This window comes from Streptomyces pluripotens (assembly GCF_000802245.2).
Classification (GTDB): domain Bacteria; phylum Actinomycetota; class Actinomycetes; order Streptomycetales; family Streptomycetaceae; genus Streptomyces; species Streptomyces pluripotens.
Genome location: NZ_CP021080.1, coordinates 1927940 through 1945794, shown reverse-complemented (window position 1 = coordinate 1945794; position 17855 = coordinate 1927940). Strand labels below are relative to the sequence as shown.

The window sequence follows — 17855 nt, the reverse complement described above, 5'->3', positions numbered from 1 at the left end:
GCGCGGTTCCCACACCCCGGCCGGGCCGGTCCGCATGGCCGCCCCCGCCGCCTTCGCCGACTGGACGGCTACAGTCGCTGAATGATCGTCCCGGTGGCCAGGCCGCCGCCCGCACACATCGTGATGAGTGCGAACTCCTTGTCGGTGCGCTCCAGTTCATGGAGCGCAGTGGTGATGAGGCGGGCCCCGGTCGCGCCGACCGGGTGCCCGAGGGCGATCGCACCGCCGTTGACGTTGACCTTCTCCAGGTCCTGCTCGAACACCTGGGCCCAGCTCAGCACCACCGACGCGAAGGCCTCGTTGATCTCCACGAGGTCGATGTCCTTTAGGGTCATCCCCGCCTTGCCCAGGACCGCGCGGGTCGCGTCGATCGGGCCGTCCAGGTGGAAGTGTGGGTCGGCGCCGACCAGGGCCTGGGCGACGATCCGTGCCCGGGGCTTCAGCCTCAGGGCACGGGCCATTCGCTTCGAGGCCCACATGAGGGCCGCCGCGCCGTCCGAGATCTGCGACGAGTTGCCCGCCGTGTGCACCGCCGTCGGCATCACCGGCTTCAGACCGGCCAGGGCTTCCATGGACGTGTCCCGTAGCCCTTCGTCCCTGTCCACCAGCCGCCACATGCCCTGCCCGGCGTACTGCTCCTCCTCGGTGGTGGGGACCTGGACGGCGAAGGTCTCCCGCTTGAAACGTTCTTCCGCCCAGGCGTTGGCCGCTCGTTCCTGCGACAACAGCCCCAGCGCGTCCACGTTCTCCCTCGTCAGCCCCCGGTGCCGGGCGATCCGCTCGGCCGCCTCGAACTGGTTGGGCAGGTCGACGTTCCACTCGTCGGGGAACGGCTTGCCCGGACCGTGCTTGGAGCCGGAGCCCAGTGGTACGCGCGACATGGCCTCGACGCCGCAGCTGACCCCTACGTCGATCACCCCCGCCGCGACCATGTTGGCCACCAGGTGCGACGCCTGCTGCGAGGAACCGCATTGGCAGTCGACCGTTGTCGCAGCCGTCTCGTACGGCAGCCCCATGGCCAGCCAGGCGGTGCGCGCGGGGTTCATGGACTGCTCGCCGGCGTGGGTCACCGTGCCGCCGACGATCTGCTCGACCGCGTCGGCGGGGATGCCGGCGCGGCCGAGCAGTTCACGGTAGGTCTCACCCAGCAGATAGGCGGGGTGCAGATTGGCGAGCGCGCCGCCGCGCTTGCCGATGGGGGTGCGTACGGCTTCGACGATCACGGGTTCGGCGGCCATGGGTGTGGGTCCTCTCCGAGAGGGCTCTCCTCCAGAACTGATACGCGTTCTAGTTCTGTATGCAGTCTGCTGACACGATGTCCATCGCCGCAAGGGTCTTGCAGACGCCGAAGTTGAGATCTGCGCGAAATTCGCACGCATCGACGGTGTCGCACCTCTTGCCAGTTCTAGAACTCGTTACTACGTTCACCGCAACTGCTGATGGTCCGTCAGATGGCTGGAGTCCGCCGATGCACTGCCCTGCGCTGCCCGACGGGTTCGACTTCACCGACCCCGATGTGCTGCACCACCGCGTGCCCCTGTGGGAGTTCGCCGAACTGCGCCGTAGCGAACCCGTCCGCTGGATCCCGCAGCCGCCCGGTGTCGCGGGCTTCGACGACACCGGGTACTGGGCGGTGACCCGGCATGCCGACGTCAAGTACGTCTCCACGCATCCGGAGCTGTTCTCCTCCTCCCTCAACACGGCGATCATCCGCTTCAACGAGCACATCGAACGTGACGTGATCGACGCGCAGCGGCTGATCCTGCTCAACATGGACCCACCGGAACACACGCGTGTGCGCCAGATCGTGCAGCGGGGGTTCACGCCGCGCTCCATCCGGGCCCTGGAGGACCGGCTCCGGTCCCGCGCCGAGGCCATCGTCGCCCGTGCCCGTACCCGTTCCGGACCCTTCGACTTCGTCACCGAAGTGGCCTGTGAACTGCCCTTACAGGCCATCGCCGAGTTGATCGGCGTGCCGCAGGAGGACCGCGGCAAGATCTTCGACTGGTCCAACAAGATGATCGCCTACGACGATCCCGAGTACGCGATCACCGAGGAGGTGGGTGCCCAGTCGGCCGCCGAGATCATTGCCTATGCGATGAACATGGCCGCCGGACGCAAGCGGTGCCCGGCCCGCGACATCGTGACGACCCTCGTGGCGGCGGAGGACGAGGGCAACCTGAACTCCGACGAGTTCGGATTCTTCGTGCTGATGCTGGCGGTGGCCGGCAACGAGACCACCCGCAACGCCATCACCCACGGCATGCACGCCTTCCTCACCCACCCCGACCAGTGGGACCTCTTCACGCGTGAGCGCCCCTCCACCACGGCCGAGGAGATCGTCCGTTGGGCCACTCCGGTCAACGCCTTCCAGCGGACCGCCACCCAGGACACGGAGCTGGGTGGGGTGCGGATCGGGAAGGGGGACCGGGTCGGCCTGTTCTACGCCTCCGCCAATCACGACCCGGAGGTCTTCACCGCCCCGGACGCCTTCGACATCACCCGCGATCCCAATCCGCACCTGGGGTTCGGCGGCGGCGGCCCGCACTACTGCCTCGGCAAGTCCCTCGCGGTTCTGGAAATCGACCTGATCTTCCACGCGATCGCCGACGCCATGCCCGGCCTGAGGGCGGCCGATGCCCCGCGCCGGCTGCGCTCGGCCTGGATCAACGGCGTCAAGGAGCTGCGGGTCACCCTCGGCTGACCGGCGCAGGCGCCCGTGCGTTCCCTCGACTCACTCCCGCCCGGAGGCCGCTACTGCCAGCGCCCCCGCCGCCAGCGCGGCGATCACCAGGGGGATCCCCAGCCCGTGGTGCAAGACCAGCCAGGCCCCCAGGCAGGCTCCGGCGAACATCGCGACGACCGCGCCCGCACGGCGGGGGAAACGGCGATCCGTGCCGCCGCCGAGTCGGGATTCGGCGGCCAGGTGGGTCAGGGTCGTGGTCAGGACCGTGGTGGTGACATCCGCCACGCCCAGCTGGCGGACGGTCGCGTTGCGCAGGCCCATGGCGAAGGCCATGAGGGCGATGAGGGCGTACTGGGCAGCGCCGGCATGCGGCCAGGCGAAGGCCACCGCCGACGCCGCGCCGATCAGGACGGCCTCCGCCGCCAGGGACAGACGGGCCCAGGTGCGGTGGGAGCCGCCTCTGAGGCGGGCCGACAACCGGCCGCCCACCACTGCGCCGGGCAGGAAGCAGGCCAGCGAGGTGGCCGCGTGGCGGATCGAGAAGCCGGGGGCGCCGGCCGAGGCGAGGCCCAGGATGACCACGTTTCCGGTCATGTTGGCGGTGAAGACGTGGCCCAACCCCAGGTAGCTGACGGCGTCGACCAGGCCGCTCACTACGGTCAGGATCAGCAGTACGGGCACCAGCCGTACCCCGCGTTCCTCCGAGTCCCGGGCCGGTGGCACCGGTGTCGTCGGCGTCGTCATCGTTCCTCGTGCCTCCGGTTCGCCGGACGGACAGGGCGGTGACAACTCCACCACCTGCCGGTCGGCAAGGTCCGGACATACGCGCGCACCCTCGCCGGGGGCGAGGGTGCGGATGCGGGTGCGGGTGCCGGCTCAGTGCCGGGCGCCCGGAGGCCGTACGGCTCAGTACCAGTGGTTGGTCTGCCAGAAGTTCCAGGCCTTGACCGGGCTGCCGTAGCGGGAGTTCATGTAGTCCAGACCCCACTTGATCTGGGTGGCCGGGTTGGTCTTCCAGTCGGAACCGGCGGAAGCCATCTTCGAACCCGGCAGGGCCTGGACCAGGCCGTAGGCGCCGGACGAGCTGTTGGTGGCGGTGGGGTTCCAGCCGCTCTCGTGCTCGACGATCTTGCTGAAGGCGTTGAACTGGGCGGCGTCCGGGATCATCTTGTGCGCGATCGCCTTGGCGGAGGAGGCCGAGGTCGGGGCGGCCTGGGCGGGCGCCGCGGCCAGTGCCATACCGGCGGTGGCGGCGGCCACGGCGGCAGTGGTGAGGACCTTCTTCGGGGAAGCGATGCGGCGGATGAAGGAGACGGACACGGAGAACCTCTTGCGTCGGGGACATGGGGATCGCCCGCATGCGGTGAACCACGCTCCGCGTGGTGGCCGCATACGTCGGCGCCGCGGCCCGTGAGGGCTCGTGGCGCCTGGCGACGTCGTCCAGAGAAGCAGGATCGAAGCCTGCCCGCAATGACCCCTTTTACTAGTTGTGGCCGGATCCGCGGGGAACGTCCGTCGTGTGGCCTGGGTCTCAAAGTGCAGGTCAGGGGGGGTGCTCGAAAGGATGTATCGGACAAATGGGACTACTATCCTGGTGCGTAGGTGACCTGTGTCATGTGGGGTGCTTCACCGTCCGGCTCACGAGGCGGAACCGGGTGCTCACGCAGCGGCACGGTTGGCTGTGCCGCCCGTCACGCGGCCGGGCCGTCGAATGTGACCGCGGTCTCGAACGCGGCCCGCCGCGTGGCCCGGCGCAGCGCGCGCAGCACCGCCGGACCCAGCGCCAGGGTCAGCACCACGGTGCAGACCGCCCGGCCCAGGTCCCAGCCCAGGGAGGTGGCCAGGCAGTAGGCGACGAAGCGGGCCAGGTTGGCGGGGACCGAGGCATGCGGGTCGAAGGAGATGTTCGACGCCGCGGCGGCGAGGAAGGGCCAGCCGACCAGATTCATGACCGTGCCGTAGGCGAAGGCCGCCAGGAAGCCGTAGCAGGCCAGGAGTAGCAGTTCACCCCGGCCGCGCAGCCGGACCGGGCCCGGGAGCAGGCCCGCTCCCAACGTGAACCAGCCCATCGACAGCATCTGGAACGGCAGCCACGGTCCGACCCCGCCGGTGAGCAGCGCGGACGCGAACATCGTCACCGAGCCCAGCACGAAGCCGAAACCGGGGCCCAGCACCCGGCCGCTGAGCACCATCAGGAAGAACATCGGCTCGATCCCGGCCGTGCCCGCGCCGATCGGGCGCAGCGCCGCCCCCGTCGCCGCCAGCACCCCCAGCATGGCCACGGCCTTCGGCCCGAGGTCCGACTCGGAGATCGTCGCCGCCACCACCGCGACCAGCAGTACCAGCAGACCCGCGAAGAGCCAGGGCGCGTCCTGGGCATGGGCGCTGAGCTGTGCGGTGGGCGGGGCCAGGAAGGGCCAGCCGAACGCGACCGCACCGACCGCGCCGACCAGCACCAGCGCGGTGAGGGAACGGGGGCCCAGGCGTACGGCACGGACCCGTGACTGCGGGCTCACGCCAGCGCCTCCCTCACCTCGGCCACCGTCAGCCACTGCTGGGGGGCCAGGATCTTCGTCACCTGAGGGGCGAAGGACGGTGAGGCCACCACGATCTCGGCCGTCGGCCCGTCGGCGATCACCTCGCCCTCGGCAAGCAGAACCACGCGGTGGGCGATCTCGGCCGCCAGCTCCACGTCGTGCGTGGCCAGTACGATCGCGTGCCCGTCAGCGGCCAGGGCGCGCAGCACGGCCGCCAGACGGGCCTTGGCCCCGTAGTCCAGGCCGCGTGTCGGCTCGTCGAGCAGGAGCAGTGGGGGGCGGGCGGTCAGGACCACGGCCAGGGCGAGGGCCAGACACTGGCCCTCGGACAGGTCGCGAGGGTGAGTGTCGTCCGCGACGCCTGGCAACAGCTCGGACACCAGCGTCCGGCAGGTGCCGGGCGCGGCCTGCGTGTCCCGGTCCGCCGCCGCGCACTCGGCTGCCACCGTGTCCGCGTACAGCACATCGCGTGGCTCCTGCGGGACGAGTCCGACGTGGCGCACCAGATCGCGGGGCGCGCTGCGGTGCGGCACCGCTCCGCCGACCCGGACCGTGCCGGCGGTGGGCTCCACCAGCCCGACGAGCGAGCCGAGGAGAGTGGACTTCCCGGCACCGTTGCGGCCCATCAGGGCGATGGTCTCGCCGGGAGCCACGGCGAGGTCCACGCGGTGCAGGGCGTCGATCCCGCCCCGGCGGACGCCCAGCGCGCGGACCTCGGCGACCTGCGAGGGGCAGGGCTGCGGGGACTCGGGCGTGGCGCGCCAGAACAGCCGGCGACGGGAGCGCCTCATGGGTGCGGTGGATGCTGGTGGTGGTGTGGCGCCGGGTGCCGTGGATGCCGACGGTGGCGTGGTGCCGGCGGGGGAGGCCGTTTCGGGCAGGGAAGGCGGAGGGGGAGGGGGACAGGAGGATGGAAGGGGAAGGGGAGGACGGTCGGGACGGTCGGCCAGGCGGGTGCGCAGCTCGCCCGCGCGGCGGCGGGCGTCCCGCACCGTCAGCGGGAGCGGGGACCAGCCGGCCAGCCGGCCCAGGCCCACCACCGGCGGGTACACCGGGGACACGGCCATGACCTCGGCCGGAGGGCCGACGACCGGGGCGGCGCCCGGAGCGGGCAGCAGTACGACCCGGTCGGCGTACTGGATCACCCGTTCCAGCCGGTGCTCCGCCATCAGCACCGTCGTCCCCAGGTCGTGCACCAGCCGCTGCAGCACGGCCAGCACCTCCTCGGCCGCGGCCGGGTCCAGCGCCGAGGTCGGTTCGTCCAGCACCAGCACCGGGGGGTGCGGGGTGAGGACCGAGCCGATCGCGACCCGCTGCCGCTGCCCGCCGGAGAGCGTGGCGATCGGGCGGTCCCGTAGCCCGGCCAGGCCCAGGAGGTCCAGCGTCTCCTCCACCCGGCGCCGCATCACCTCCGGAGCGAGCCCCAACGACTCCATGCCGTAGGCGAGTTCGTCCTCCACCGTGTCCGTGACGAAGTGTGCGAGCGGGTCCTGCCCCACCGTGCCGACGACATCGGCGAGTGCGCGAGGCTTGTGGGTACGGGTGTCCCGGCCGGCCACCGTGACGCGTCCGCGCAGTGTGCCGCCGGTGAAGTGCGGCACCAGCCCGCTGACCGCGCCGAGCAGGGTCGACTTGCCGACCCCGGACGGGCCGACGAGTAGCACCAATTCCCCTTCCGGTACCTCGAAGTCGGCGTTCCGGACGGTGGGTCCGGCCGCGCCGTCGTAGGACACGGTGACATTCTCGAAGCGGATCACGACGGCTTCCTTGGGCCGGGGTCCCGGGGGACGGCGAAGGCAGGCAGCAGGGCGAACAGGACGGCGGCGGCGGGCCACAGCGGGAGCGTGGGTGCAACGAGGGGGACCACCCCGGGATGCAGGGCCTCCGGATCACGGGCGGAGGCGAGCGTGAGCAGTGCGGCCACCGCGGCGCCCGAGCCCGAGACCAGCCAGGCCCGCAGGTCCCAGGGGTCCGGCCGGTAGCGGGTGCGCAACGAGCGGCGGCCACCCAGCCGCAGGCCCGCGAGCGCGGCGGCTGCCCCGGCGAGGAGCACCACTAGCCCGTAGGTGCCGCCGTCAGCGGTGAGCAGGCCGTACGTCCCTGCGCACACCCCGAGCAGGCCGCCCAGGGTGAGTGCGGCCGTCGTGCGGCGGACGGGCGCCGGGACCTCGGCAGTACGGCCGTAGCCGCGGGACTCCATGGCCGCGGCGAGCGCCACCGAGCGCTCCAACGCCCCCTCCAGGACCGGCAGCCCGACCTGGAGCAGCCCCCGTACACCGCGGTCCGGACGGCCGCGCAGCCGACGGGCGGCACGCAGCCGCTGGACGTCCGCGATCAAATGGGGCGCGAAGGTCAGGGCGACGACCACGGCGACCCCCATCTCGTAGAGCGCGCCGGGCAGGGACTTGAGCAGCCGGGCCGGGCTGGCCAGGGCGTTCGCGGCGCCCACGCAGATCAGTAGGGTGGCCAGTTTCAGGCCGTCGTAGGCGGCGAAGACGACCGCCTCCGCGGTGACCTTGCCGCCCAGCCGGATGCCCTGCGCCCAGTGCGGGAGCGGGACTTCGGGGAGCGTGAAGAGGGTGTGCGTGCCGGGGATGGGCGAGCCGAGGGCCACTGCGAAGAGCAAGCGGGCGAGGAGGACGGCCACGGCGAGCCTGGCGAAGGCGGAGTAGGAGCGGGACCAGGGGGCGGCGGAGCGGTGCGTCGCCACGACGTAGGCGGACGCGGTGACGAGGAGGGCGAGCAAGAGCGGGTTGGTGGTCCGGGTGGCCGCGGTACCGAGGGAGAGGGACCACAGCCACCAGGCGCCGGGATGCACCGCGACCCGGTACCCGGCACGGGCCGGGCCGCTCGCGGAACGGCGCACGTGCGGTGGCCGCACGTCCCCGCGGGCGTGGGGAACCGTGCGAGCGGTCACGGACCGCCCGGAGTCACCCGGCCCCATCGCGCCGCCGCCGTGCCTGCCACACCGCTGCCCCTGCCAACAGGGCGACGACGGCCACGCCGATCGGTAGACCCAGTGCTGGGCCGCCGTCCGGACCCTTCTCCGTCTGCGCGGCAGCATTCTTCTCCTGCGCGGCACCGTCCGTCCGTTCGGCCGCGCCGTCCTTCCGCGCCGTCGACACCTGTTCGCCGCACCCCTTCTCCGGGTAGCCGGAGATCGCGCACAGCAGGGCACGGGTGTCGTAGCGGAGGGGCTTGGCGACCGAGGCGAGCGCCTCGGCCGTCGTCGCGTCAGCGAAGACGCGGGCGCAGGCCGTGCGGGGGGCGGGCGGGGTCTCGCCAGACGGCGCGTCCGCGGGGGTGCCGAAGTCGAGGACCAGCGCCACCCGCTTGGTGCCGGACTTGGCGGGCGTGCCGGCGCAGATCGAGGTGAAGTCCGCCGTGCCGCGCGGGCGGCTCGCGTCCGCGGAGTCCGCGCTCACCGCGAAGCGGAAGCCCTGGACGGAGCCGTCCTCGGGGCGGACGGTCGACGGCCCCTGGGTGGCGTACGTCCAGCGACCACCGGAGCGCTCCCAGAACGACCAGTAGCGGTAGCCGGTGGCGTGGGCCTGGGCGGCGCCGAGGAGGAGCGCGAGCGCGGCGAGCAGCAGCGGCGCGGCAGCACGGCGGACGGCGGTCACGGCTGCCGCTTCTTCCGGCTGGCGAGCAGGAAGCCGACGCCGGCGCCCGCGACGAGAACGACGCCGACGATCCACCACACGCTCGGGTCCGAGCCGTCGTCGGACGACTTCGCCTGCTGCTGCGTTTTGAGGGCCGGGGCGCTCTCCACGTGGGGAGCCGGGCCCAGTGCGTTGAGGGAGCGGACGAGGCTGGTGCCGCCGAAGTCCCCCGGCTGCGCGCCGACCGCGTGCGCGGCGAGGATCAGCTGGGCGTACGCGGCCGGGCCGCTCTGCTTCGCCCATGGGCCGGCGTTCTTCTCCAGCCAGGCATACGCCTTCCCAGCCTGTTCGACGCGGCCGTCCGCGGCGAGGGCGACGACGGTGTCCGCGGTGTTGCCGAAGTCGGGCTGGTCCTTGGCGCCGGGCAGAGCCGACTGCACGTGGCCGGTCTTGGCGACGGCTGCCGCCAGGTACGCGCCGGCGTTGTCCGCGACCCGTGCCGGGGTGAGGTGGCCGGCCTCGGCGCAGGCGGCCTCGGCAGGCGCCTTGCCGGCCTGTGCGACGAATCCCTTGCCGAGTGCGCCCAGCAGGCCGGCCGCGGTCGCGTCCACGTTGGCGACCAGCTTGCCCTTCTTGTCCGGCTGGTAGGCGAGGGCGCCACCGCCGTCCTGATCACAGGGGACGGACCAGGCGAGCAGCGCGTCGTAGGGGGACTTGCCCGACGCGCGGACGTCCGCCGGATCCGCACCGGCCGCCGACAGCGCGCCGATGACGACGGACGTGGAGTTGGTGTCGCTGGGGCTGCCCGGGTAGTAGCTCCAGCCGCCGTCCTTGTTCTGTATGGACTTCAGCCAGCCCACCGCCTTCTGCACGGAACCGCCGTGCCCGCCGACCGCGCGCAGGGCCTGGACGGCGGCGGCCGTGCTGTTGGTGTCGGGCTGGACCTTGTCGTCGCAGGCCTTGGCGGGTGCGGCGCGGAAGGCGGCGAAGGCGCCGTTCGCGCACTGCTGTCCGGTGAGCCAGTCCACGGCCTCGGCGGCCGGCCGGTAGCCGAGCGTGCGCTGGGCGAGCAGCGTCAGCGACTGCCGCCACACGCCGTCGTAGGTGGGGTCCGCCGTGCCGTAAAGACCTGTCGGGATCGTCGTCTTCGGGGACGGGGACGGGGAGGAACCGGCGGCCGTGGCGGGGGCGGCGGCTGCCAGCACGCCTATGGCGGCGAGAGCCGCGGCACTGCGGCGTACGTTCATGATCGGCGACTGCCTCTCCTGCGGGGAGCCGGGCAGCGCACGGGAGACACCCCGGGCGGCTCGGCTCCGTAATCCTCGACGGTGCCGTGCGCGGCGGGCCGCCGCGCACATGAGCCGGTCAACGTGCCGTTCGGGGCAGTCCGGCTCACCGTCCGATGACGGCTCACGGTTGCGGGTCAGCGCCGGAATTGCACCGGCTTTCCCCCGTACGGGTGTGATGACGACCCGGCTACTGTACCGGCAGCTCCGTGCGGCCCGAGGGGTGGCCGTGAGCACACGGGGGCGGTGACCAGGGTCACGGTCATGGCGGTGACGGCGAGACGAACTCGTCACGGACTACGGCGTCGAGGTGGAGTAGATCATCCGTACGTGAATACAGCCTTCTGCCAGCGCCCTGAAGGTCTGTGAGCGGGGCTTGGTGGCCCATGTCAAGCCATGTTCATAGACCTTTTCATCGCGTCGGCTCAGTGCACTCCGCGACGCGGGCTTCGGAACCTCGGAGAGCGCGAACCCATGTGTGCTGTTGCACGTCAGTTGCCTGAAATTGGCATGCGGGCGTGGCCATTTCGGAATCATGTCTGTATGACGTTGTGGCGGGTATTGCGCTGGGCGGGGGCTGCTGTCGGCCTGATCGCTCTGATCGTTTTCTTCGCCCTGCTGGGGCTGGATCGGGCAGATCAGCTGAGCAGTGTGCTGAGTCTGTTCTTTACGGTGGCCGGGTTTGTGCTGGCGGTGGTGAGCCATCTGCGGCAGCAACCTGTGAATGGACCCTCGCCTGTTGCGCGCGGTGGGTCGATCGCCTCGCGTGGGAGTGTGCGCGGTTCGACGGCTGTCGATACTGGTTCGGGTGCCGCTCCGTCCGGTTGGCCGTCCGCGCCGCCGGGAGGGGCTGGGCCCTTGGCTGACAGTGGGGCGATCGCGGCAGACGGTGACGTCCGGGATTCCGAGGCTCGGCGGGGTTCGTAGTGGGCCGCCGGAGACCGAATCGCACCAGGCGCGGCGGTAGGGCACCGGGCCTGTCGGCCGACAAGGGCTCGATCGTGGCGGGCCGTGACGTCAAGAGCGCCACGTCTTTCCACACGCACAACGCGGTGCTGCCTGCGGGAGCGCTGAAGAGCGCGCCGAGGGTGAAGGCGCCGGCAGGTCTGAGCAACATGCCGCAACCGCATGGGTTCGTCGGGCGTGATCGCCAGCTTGCCGCGCTGAATGCGGCGTTCGCCACGTCGGGGGAAGTGGTGGTGCAGGCGCTTCACGGCTTGGGAGGCGTCGGCAAGTCCACGCTTGCCGCGTACTGGGCCAGCACAAGATCAGGTAGTTCCCCGCAGTGGTGGATCACCGCCGAGTCGCCTGCTGCCCTGGATGCCGGGCTGGCGGATTTCGCGGTCGCCCTTCACCCCGCGCTCGCGAGCACGCAGATGGGCGCCGACGAGTTGCGGGAGTGGGCTCTGTTGTGGCTCGCTGCCCATCGGAACTGGCTGATCGTGCTGGACAACGTCATCGACCCCCAGCATGTCCGTCCGGTCGTCGAGCGAGCCGGTAACGGTGGACGCTTCCTCATCACCAGCCGCCGTGCCACCGGCTGGCATCAGCTGTCCTCCACCGTGCCCCTGGACGTCCTGGAAGAAGCCGAAGCGGTCGAGTTGTTCACCCGCATCCTCACTCACGAGAAGCAGCGGGACAGCGACGGTGCCGCCGAGGTCTGCGCGGAAGTGGGCTTTCTGCCCTTGGCGGTGGAGCAGGCAGCCTCGTACTGCGTCGAGACCGACATCTCCCCACGCCACTATCTGGGCCTGCTCGACCGTAAGCCGGCTGAGACGTTCACCAGGACAGCCGAAGGCGGGGACGCGGACCGTACGATCGCCCGGATCTGGAGCATCACTCTCGACCGTCTCAAGGACATGCCCTTGGCGTGGGAGGTTTTGCGGGTGCTTGCCTGGTACGCCCCCGATGGCATTCCGTGCGGCCTTCTCGATGATCTCGCCTACCCGCCCCCTCTGCGGTCGATGGTCACGAGGCTTCGTTCTCAGCCCTTGGGCAATGCCAACGCGCTGCGTACCCGGCTCCACAGGTTCGCGTGCCACTACGCGGAAAGGAAAGCCGACCGGTTGGCGTTGAGTACGGCCATCGGCAAACTGGCCGCCTACAGCATGATCGGCCGACAAGGCGACACCATCACGGTGCACCGGCTCGTGCAGGCCTTCGCTCGAACGCCTGACCCTATGGATCCATACCGCCGTGCCAGGGACATCGCAGAAGCACAACAAATTGCGGCGCATGCCATAGGGCGCTCGTTACCCACCGATCCGGATGATCCTGACACCTGGCCGACATGGCACGCGTTGCTGCCTCATGTCGCCGCTCACATCGATTGCACCCCGCCTCAATCGGAAACATTCGCTACTGCTCGTCTCCTCAGGGAGGTCTCAAATTTCTACTCCCGGCGGGGAGTTGTATCTAGGGGCATAGCTGCTGGAATCCGGGCGGTCCAAATTTACGAACGCCTGCTGGGGCGAAAGCATTATGTCACTCTGTACAGCCGGAATACCCTCGCGAACGCTTATACGGCTGCCGGGGACTTCAAGTGTGCCGTTGCTTTGTTTGAGTCAAACCTTGCAGACACCGAAGGCGTGTTCGGCCCCGACCACCCCGATACCCTAGCCAGTCGCAATAATCTTGCGAGCGCCTACCAGGGTGCTGGTGATCTGAAGCGTGCCATCCCGTTGTTCGAGTCCACCCTCGCTGACAGCGAACGCATATTCGGTTCTAATCATCTCGTGAATCTGCTCCGTCGCAATAATCTTGCGGTCGCCTACGAGGGTGCTGGTGATCTGAAGCGTGCTATCCCGCTGTTTGAGTCAAACCTTGCAGACACCGAAGGCGTGTTCGGCCCCGACCACCCCGACACCCTCACCTGCCGCAATAATCTTGCGGCCGGCTACCAGGGTGCTGGTGATCTGAAGCGTGCCATCCCGTTGTTCGAGTCCACCCTCGCTGACAGCGAACGCATTCTTGGTGCCGACCACCCCGACACCCTCATGCGTCGCAACAACCTCGCGAACGCCTACGAGAGCGCATGTAACCTAATGCACGCCATCCCGTTGCTTGAGTCCACTCTCGCCGACAGTGAACGCGTGCTCGGTCCAGACCACCCAAAAACCCTTACCGTTCGTCACAACCTTGCGGTCGCCTACGAGGGTGCTGGTGATCTGAAGCGTGCCATCCCGTTGTTCGAGTCCACCCTTGCTGACAGCGAACGCATTCTTGGTGCCGACCACCCCGACACCCTCGCCCGTCGTGACCATTTCGCCAATACCTGCAAAGGCACCAAGAGGCTTCATCGGGGGCCCGGATGAACTGGAAGGATTCCAGGAATGCGGCATCCGCGCGTGGGGTGGACGTCGGCTGAACCATGCGTAGTGAAAGCATCGGTAATCGGGGCTGTGAACGCGGTTTGGTGATCCGCGTCAGGTGGCGATGTACGCAACCGGCTCGCTCCCCGCCACCGGTTCCGCCCGCCCCAGCTTCACCAGCCGCCGCAGATGGGCCTCGGCCTCGGAAACCGCGATGTTCCGGGAACCGTGGGGGATGTCGGCCCAGGGGCGGTTCCACGTCATCCGTTCTGCCAGTTGCCAGGGCGTGAGCGGCCGGGAGAGCAGGGCCAGCAGGCCGGTGAGACGTTCTTCGTGGTGGGCCAGCAACTGGCGTACACGCGACGGCGCGTCGGTGAAGGTGTTCTGGTGGGCGGGGAGCACCTCGGCGGGGGCGAGGCGGCCCACCCGATCCAGGGAGTCGAGGTAGTCGCCGAGGGGATCGGTGGCGGTGGTGCCGTCGGGATCTCCGTACAGCCCGATGTGCGGGGAGATCCCGGGCAGCAGGTGGTCGCCCGAGAACAGGCGTCCGCCGCCCGGGAGTCGGGCCGGATGCTCCTCCTCCAGGTGCAGGCAGACGTGGCCGGGGGTGTGGCCCGGCGTCCAGACCGCGCGCAGCCGCCGGCCCGGTAGGTCGAGCAGCTCGCCGGGATCGATCTCCCGGTCGGGGAGGGCGGGGGAGAGGCCGGGCGCGCCGCGACCGCGGGCGGAGCGCAGCGGTGCCACGTGTTCCTCCGGCGCCCCGGCGGCCGTCAGCCTGGCGGCCATGTATGAGAACCACCGCTCCGGCCGCGTCTCCCGCGCCCGCCGCACGATCGCGGCGTCGGCCGCGTGCAGGGCGATCCAGGAGCCGGAGGCCTCGCGCACCCGCCCGGACAGCCCGTGATGGTCCGGGTGGTAGTGGGTGACGACGACCCCGTACACCTCCCGCACCGACGTGCCGAGTGCCACCAGGCCTGCCACGAGCGCGTCCCAGGAGGCGGGATCGTCCCACCCGGTGTCGACCAGCACCGGCCCGCGATCGGTGTCCACCGCGTACACCAGCGTGTGTCCGAGGGGGTTGTCCGGGATGGGTACTTGCACGGACCGTACGCCCCCGCCGTGATCGAACGTCGTCATCTGGCCTCGTCCCTCCGCCCCGCCGTCCCGACCATTGCCCACTATAACTAGAACTGGTATCAGTTCTGAGACGTCGTCAGAAACAGTGGATGCGGTGCGGCGGGAGGCAGTCGGCGATGACCGAGCTCGTGGAACACGAACACCTGTTCATTGGCGGGGAGTTGATCGAACCCCGAGGCAAGGACGTCATCGAGGTGGTCTCCCCGCACACCGAGGAGGTCATCGGACGGGTGCCGCACGCCTCCCGGGAGGACGTCGACCGGGCGGTGGCCGTCGCGCGCCGCGCCTTCGACGAGGGTCCCTGGCCGCGCACCTCGCTGGAGGAGCGGATCGAGATCGTCACCCGCATCAAGGACGGCATCGCCGCCCGGCACGAGGAGATCGCCCGGGTGATCTCCGCCGAGAACGGCTCCCCGTACTCCTGGAGCGTCCTCGCCCAGGCGCTCGGCGCGATGATGGTGTGGGACGCGGCGATCAGGGTGGCGCGGGACTTCACCTGCGAGGAGCGCCGCGACGGTGTTCTTGGCCCGCTCCTCGTGCGCCGCGAACCCGTCGGTGTGGTCGCGGCCGTCGTCCCTTGGAACGTCCCGCAGTTCGTGGCCGCCGCCAAGCTCGCTCCCGCGCTGCTGACCGGCTGCACGGCCGTACTGAAACCGTCCCCGGAGTCCCCGCTGGACGCCTACCTCCTCGGCGAGATCGCCCGCGAGGCCGGCCTGCCGGAGGGGGTTCTCTCCATCCTCCCCGCCGACCGGGAGGTCAGCGAGTACCTGGTCGGCCACCGGGGAGTCGACAAGATCTCCTTTACCGGTTCGGCCCCGGCCGGCAGGCGCGTGATGGAGGTGGCCGCGCGCAACCTCACCCGGGTGACGCTGGAGTTGGGCGGCAAGTCGGCGGCGCTCGTGCTCCCGGACGCTGACGTGGCGACGGCTGTGTCCGGGATCGTCCCGGCGGCCTGGATGAACAACGGACAGGCCTGCGTGGCCCAGACCCGCATCCTTGTCCCGCGCACCCGCTACGACGAGTTCGCCGACGCCTTCGCGCAGGCCGCGAATGCGCTGAAGGTCGGCGATCCACTGGACCCCGCTACCCAGGTGGGCCCACTGGTCGCCCGCCGTCAGCAGCAGCGCAGCCTCGACTACATCCGCGTCGGCCAGGAAGAGGGCGCCAAGGTCCTGGCCGGTGGCGGCCGTCCAGCGGGCATCGAGCGGGGCTGGTACGTCGAGCCGACCCTCTTCGGTGACGTCGACAACTCGATGCGGATCGCCCGTGAGGAGATCTTCGGTCCGGTGATCTGCCTTCTGCCGTACGGCGACGAGTCCGAGGCCGTGAAGATCGCCGACGACTCCGACTACGGCCTGTCCGGCAGCGTCTGGACCGCGGACACCGAGCACGGGATCGAGATCGCCCGGCGGGTCCGTACCGGCACCTACTGCGTCAACACCTTCAGCCTGGACATGCTCGGCCCGTTCGGCGGCTACAAGAACTCCGGGCTGGGTCGGGAGTTCGGTCCCGAGGGCTACGGCGAATACCTGGAGCACAAGATGATCCACCTGCCGGCGGGGGCATAGGGATGGGCGACCGCTGGCACGTCGAGGTCGACCGTTCCGTGTGCATCGGCTCCGCCCAGTGCGTCCACCACGCGCCGGACGGCTTCCGCCTCGACTCCGCCCGTCAGTCCCACCCGGTCGAGCCGGACACCGACGCGAGCGAACCGGTGCTGGCGGCGGCCGAGAGCTGTCCGGTGGAGGCGATCGTGATCACACTGCTGAACGGAGGCGAGCCGGTCTTCCCACCGGAGGACTGAGGACCGCCCGGTGAGCCACCGGCGCACGCTTCGGCAAGGACACCAGACTGAGCCCGCGCGTGGGTGGCGAGTCCGCTGAACTGCGCCCGAGGGGAGACACCCTGCGCCCGATCTCCCTGCTGACGGTCAGCGCTGAGGTCTGCTACCCGGTGGATCACCGAGGGGGAACGTCCCTATCATGGCCGCGACTCAGCACATGATCATAAAATGAGGGGGGCCGTTGTCCGGGACCGTCGTGGTGCACGCGGAGCCGCCGGGAGGGATCCGTCGGGCGGGCACCTTCCGCGTCGTGGTGGACGGGGTGAAGGCCGGCCAGGTCAAGCAGGGGACCACCGTACGACTCCCTGTGCCGGCCGGCACCCACACGGTTCGGGTCACCGGGCGGGACCGCACCCGCTCCAACACGGTGACCGTGGAGGTGGCGGAGGGCAGGGACGTCCTGGTCACGGCCCGAGGCACCGGAATGGTGGCCTTCCTCGCGCTGCCGTTCATGGTCGGCGCCGCATTGCCCAGGGGCTACGGGCTAGCGCTCTTCCTGCTGACCGCCGTGGTGGTCTTCGCCGTCCCGGGCCTGATGTTCCGGGTTCGGGACGACGGCGATCCCGAGCTCCGGACCACCCGGCCCGCCCCGGCCGACGGGGCCGGTGAGGAGGAGCATGGCGGGATCGGGCTGTGGTGGGAGTCCGACCCCGTACTGGCCAAGCGGTTCCGCAGGTCCTCCGGGTCCTGACGCTCCCGGTGCCCGGTGCCCGGTTCCGTCCCGCGCCCGGCCGGGCGCGGGACCGGCGGGCCGGAATGGCGCAGCCGCGCGGCGCGTCAAGCAGGGGCGGAACCCGCCCCGGAGGTTCGGGGAAGTGCGCCTCCGGCCTCTATCCCGTGCCGCCCCACCAGGATCCGCCACCCGCGCCCGGCATCCGCTCGGGCCCGCTCACTGGGAGCGGGTGGCGCCGAAGTGGGTCTCGTGCGTCCAGACGTGGGTGCAGGACGGGCACTGCAGGTGGAGCAGGCTGCCGGTGTTGGAGAGCAGGTAGCGCCAGTGCTCGGTGCACGTGCCCTTCTGCTCGCACACGGCGCATCCGCGGCGGTCGTCGCAGTTCGGGCAGGCCACCCAGGCCCGGCGCCCGATGTCGGCCTGCGGGTCAAGGGGCAGCACGGTCGCCACGCCCTCGGACCGGGAGCACACCGGCCGAGACCAGCTCGTCGTAGATGCGCTGCTGCTCCGCGCTGAGACCTGAGTACAGCAGGTCGTACGCCTCCTCCTCGCCGTGCAGTGCCGCGACGGGGTCCCAGCCGGCGCCGAGGGCGGCCACCACGTGCGTCCGCCGGAGCATCTCGTGCGCGCTCAGGTCGACGACGAAGTCGACCGGGGCGGCGGCATCGGACCGCTCCGACGCGGACATATGCGCTATGTCCGGTTCGCTTGGTTCGCCAGGGCTGGTGGAGTGATGGGGGGACATGTCACTGAAAGTAGGTAAGTCTTCCCTGCCTCGGC

General features: G+C 70.5%; 16 protein-coding genes. 5 read left to right on the top strand and 11 right to left on the bottom strand.

Features of this window, described 5'->3' with window-relative positions; all coding sequences use genetic code 11:
* Nucleotides 1–68 precede the first annotated feature (68 nt).
* Nucleotides 69–1238, bottom strand: coding sequence for a steroid 3-ketoacyl-CoA thiolase (locus LK06_RS08615; protein ID WP_039654467.1), 1170 nt, complete (start codon nucleotides 1236–1238; stop codon nucleotides 69–71).
* A 230-nt stretch (nucleotides 1239–1468) separates the two neighbouring features.
* Between LK06_RS08615 and LK06_RS08610 the strand changes: the two genes are divergently transcribed.
* Nucleotides 1469–2704, top strand: a complete 1236-nt coding sequence (locus LK06_RS08610; protein WP_039654466.1) for a cytochrome P450 — start codon at nucleotides 1469–1471, stop codon at nucleotides 2702–2704.
* A gap of 30 nt (nucleotides 2705–2734) precedes the next feature.
* On the opposite strand, the gene LK06_RS08605 is transcribed toward LK06_RS08610, so the two are convergent.
* From LK06_RS08605 to LK06_RS08575, 7 genes are all read right to left on the bottom strand, one after another.
* Nucleotides 2735–3430 (bottom strand): YoaK family protein, encoded by a 696-nt coding sequence (locus LK06_RS08605; RefSeq protein WP_039654465.1) that lies wholly within the window; start codon nucleotides 3428–3430, stop codon nucleotides 2735–2737.
* A 162-nt stretch (nucleotides 3431–3592) separates the two neighbouring features.
* Nucleotides 3593–4006 (bottom strand): lytic transglycosylase domain-containing protein, encoded by a 414-nt coding sequence (locus tag LK06_RS08600; protein WP_039654464.1) that lies wholly within the window; start codon nucleotides 4004–4006, stop codon nucleotides 3593–3595.
* Between the two features lie 371 nt (nucleotides 4007–4377).
* Entirely contained in the window at nucleotides 4378–5202 is an 825-nt protein-coding gene (locus tag LK06_RS08595) for an ECF transporter S component (protein ID WP_039654463.1), read from the bottom strand.
* Complete coding sequence (locus LK06_RS08590) at nucleotides 5199–6980, bottom strand: ABC transporter ATP-binding protein (protein ID WP_039654462.1); 1782 nt, start codon at nucleotides 6978–6980, stop codon at nucleotides 5199–5201. Before LK06_RS08590 ends, LK06_RS08595 begins: the two co-directional genes overlap by 4 nt.
* On the bottom strand, nucleotides 6977–8167 hold the full coding sequence (locus LK06_RS08585; RefSeq protein WP_275674057.1) for an energy-coupling factor transporter transmembrane component T: 1191 nt from the start codon (nucleotides 8165–8167) through the stop codon (nucleotides 6977–6979). The genes LK06_RS08590 and LK06_RS08585 overlap by 4 nt, the downstream gene beginning before the upstream one ends.
* The gene (locus LK06_RS08580; RefSeq protein ID WP_039654461.1) at nucleotides 8154–8846 is read right to left on the bottom strand and encodes an SCO2322 family protein; all 693 of its coding nucleotides are present in this window, start codon (nucleotides 8844–8846) and stop codon (nucleotides 8154–8156) included. The genes LK06_RS08585 and LK06_RS08580 overlap by 14 nt, the downstream gene beginning before the upstream one ends.
* Nucleotides 8843–10072 (bottom strand): SCO2321 family membrane protein, encoded by a 1230-nt coding sequence (locus tag LK06_RS08575; protein WP_039654460.1) that lies wholly within the window; start codon nucleotides 10070–10072, stop codon nucleotides 8843–8845. Before LK06_RS08575 ends, LK06_RS08580 begins: the two co-directional genes overlap by 4 nt.
* 1040 nt (nucleotides 10073–11112) lie before the next feature.
* Here LK06_RS08575 and fxsT point away from each other — a divergent pair.
* Nucleotides 11113–13425, top strand: coding sequence for an FxSxx-COOH system tetratricopeptide repeat protein (gene fxsT / locus LK06_RS08570; protein ID WP_159025286.1), 2313 nt, complete (start codon nucleotides 11113–11115; stop codon nucleotides 13423–13425).
* 111 nt (nucleotides 13426–13536) lie between these two features.
* Here fxsT and LK06_RS08565 read toward each other — a convergent pair whose 3' ends face one another.
* Nucleotides 13537–14559: a Strvi_7410 family MBL fold metallo-hydrolase gene (locus tag LK06_RS08565; RefSeq protein ID WP_039654459.1), complete on the bottom strand. Its 1023-nt coding sequence runs from the start codon at nucleotides 14557–14559 to the stop codon at nucleotides 13537–13539.
* A gap of 116 nt (nucleotides 14560–14675) precedes the next feature.
* Between LK06_RS08565 and LK06_RS08560 the strand changes: the two genes are divergently transcribed.
* From LK06_RS08560 to LK06_RS08550, 3 genes are all read left to right on the top strand, one after another.
* Complete coding sequence (locus LK06_RS08560) at nucleotides 14676–16127, top strand: aldehyde dehydrogenase (protein ID WP_039654458.1); 1452 nt, start codon at nucleotides 14676–14678, stop codon at nucleotides 16125–16127.
* 2 nt (nucleotides 16128–16129) lie between these two features.
* A complete protein-coding gene (locus tag LK06_RS08555; RefSeq protein ID WP_039654457.1) occupies nucleotides 16130–16363 on the top strand; it encodes a ferredoxin in 234 nt (77 codons plus the stop codon).
* A gap of 220 nt (nucleotides 16364–16583) precedes the next feature.
* The gene (locus LK06_RS08550) at nucleotides 16584–17093 is read left to right on the top strand and encodes a hypothetical protein (protein WP_039654456.1); all 510 of its coding nucleotides are present in this window, start codon (nucleotides 16584–16586) and stop codon (nucleotides 17091–17093) included.
* 198 nt (nucleotides 17094–17291) lie between these two features.
* Here the strand turns inward: LK06_RS08550 and LK06_RS08545 are convergent, their stop codons facing one another.
* Both LK06_RS08545 and LK06_RS08540 read right to left on the bottom strand, forming a co-directional pair.
* Nucleotides 17292–17516, bottom strand: coding sequence for a hypothetical protein (locus tag LK06_RS08545; RefSeq protein ID WP_039654540.1), 225 nt, complete (start codon nucleotides 17514–17516; stop codon nucleotides 17292–17294).
* On the bottom strand, nucleotides 17503–17820 hold the full coding sequence (locus tag LK06_RS08540) for a DUF6400 family protein (RefSeq protein ID WP_039654455.1): 318 nt from the start codon (nucleotides 17818–17820) through the stop codon (nucleotides 17503–17505). Before LK06_RS08540 ends, LK06_RS08545 begins: the two co-directional genes overlap by 14 nt.
* Nucleotides 17821–17855 lie beyond the last annotated feature (35 nt).

What these genes read in the sequence shown, in the direction of transcription:
- LK06_RS08615 (WP_039654467.1), bottom strand. Translation starts at nt 1,238, where the DNA reads ATGGCCGCCGAACCCGTGATCGTCGAAGCCGTACGCACCCCCATCGGC.
- LK06_RS08610 (WP_039654466.1), top strand. Translation starts at nt 1,469, where the DNA reads ATGCACTGCCCTGCGCTGCCCGACGGGTTCGACTTCACCGACCCCGAT.
- LK06_RS08605 (WP_039654465.1), bottom strand. Translation starts at nt 3,430, where the DNA reads ATGACGACGCCGACGACACCGGTGCCACCGGCCCGGGACTCGGAGGAA.
- LK06_RS08585 (WP_275674057.1), bottom strand. Translation starts at nt 8,167, where the DNA reads ATGGGGCCGGGTGACTCCGGGCGGTCCGTGACCGCTCGCACGGTTCCC.
- LK06_RS08575 (WP_039654460.1), bottom strand. Translation starts at nt 10,072, where the DNA reads ATGAACGTACGCCGCAGTGCCGCGGCTCTCGCCGCCATAGGCGTGCTG.
- LK06_RS08565 (WP_039654459.1), bottom strand. Translation starts at nt 14,559, where the DNA reads ATGACGACGTTCGATCACGGCGGGGGCGTACGGTCCGTGCAAGTACCC.
- LK06_RS08560 (WP_039654458.1), top strand. Translation starts at nt 14,676, where the DNA reads ATGACCGAGCTCGTGGAACACGAACACCTGTTCATTGGCGGGGAGTTG.
- LK06_RS08555 (WP_039654457.1), top strand. Translation starts at nt 16,130, where the DNA reads ATGGGCGACCGCTGGCACGTCGAGGTCGACCGTTCCGTGTGCATCGGC.
- LK06_RS08540 (WP_039654455.1), bottom strand. Translation starts at nt 17,820, where the DNA reads ATGTCCCCCCATCACTCCACCAGCCCTGGCGAACCAAGCGAACCGGAC.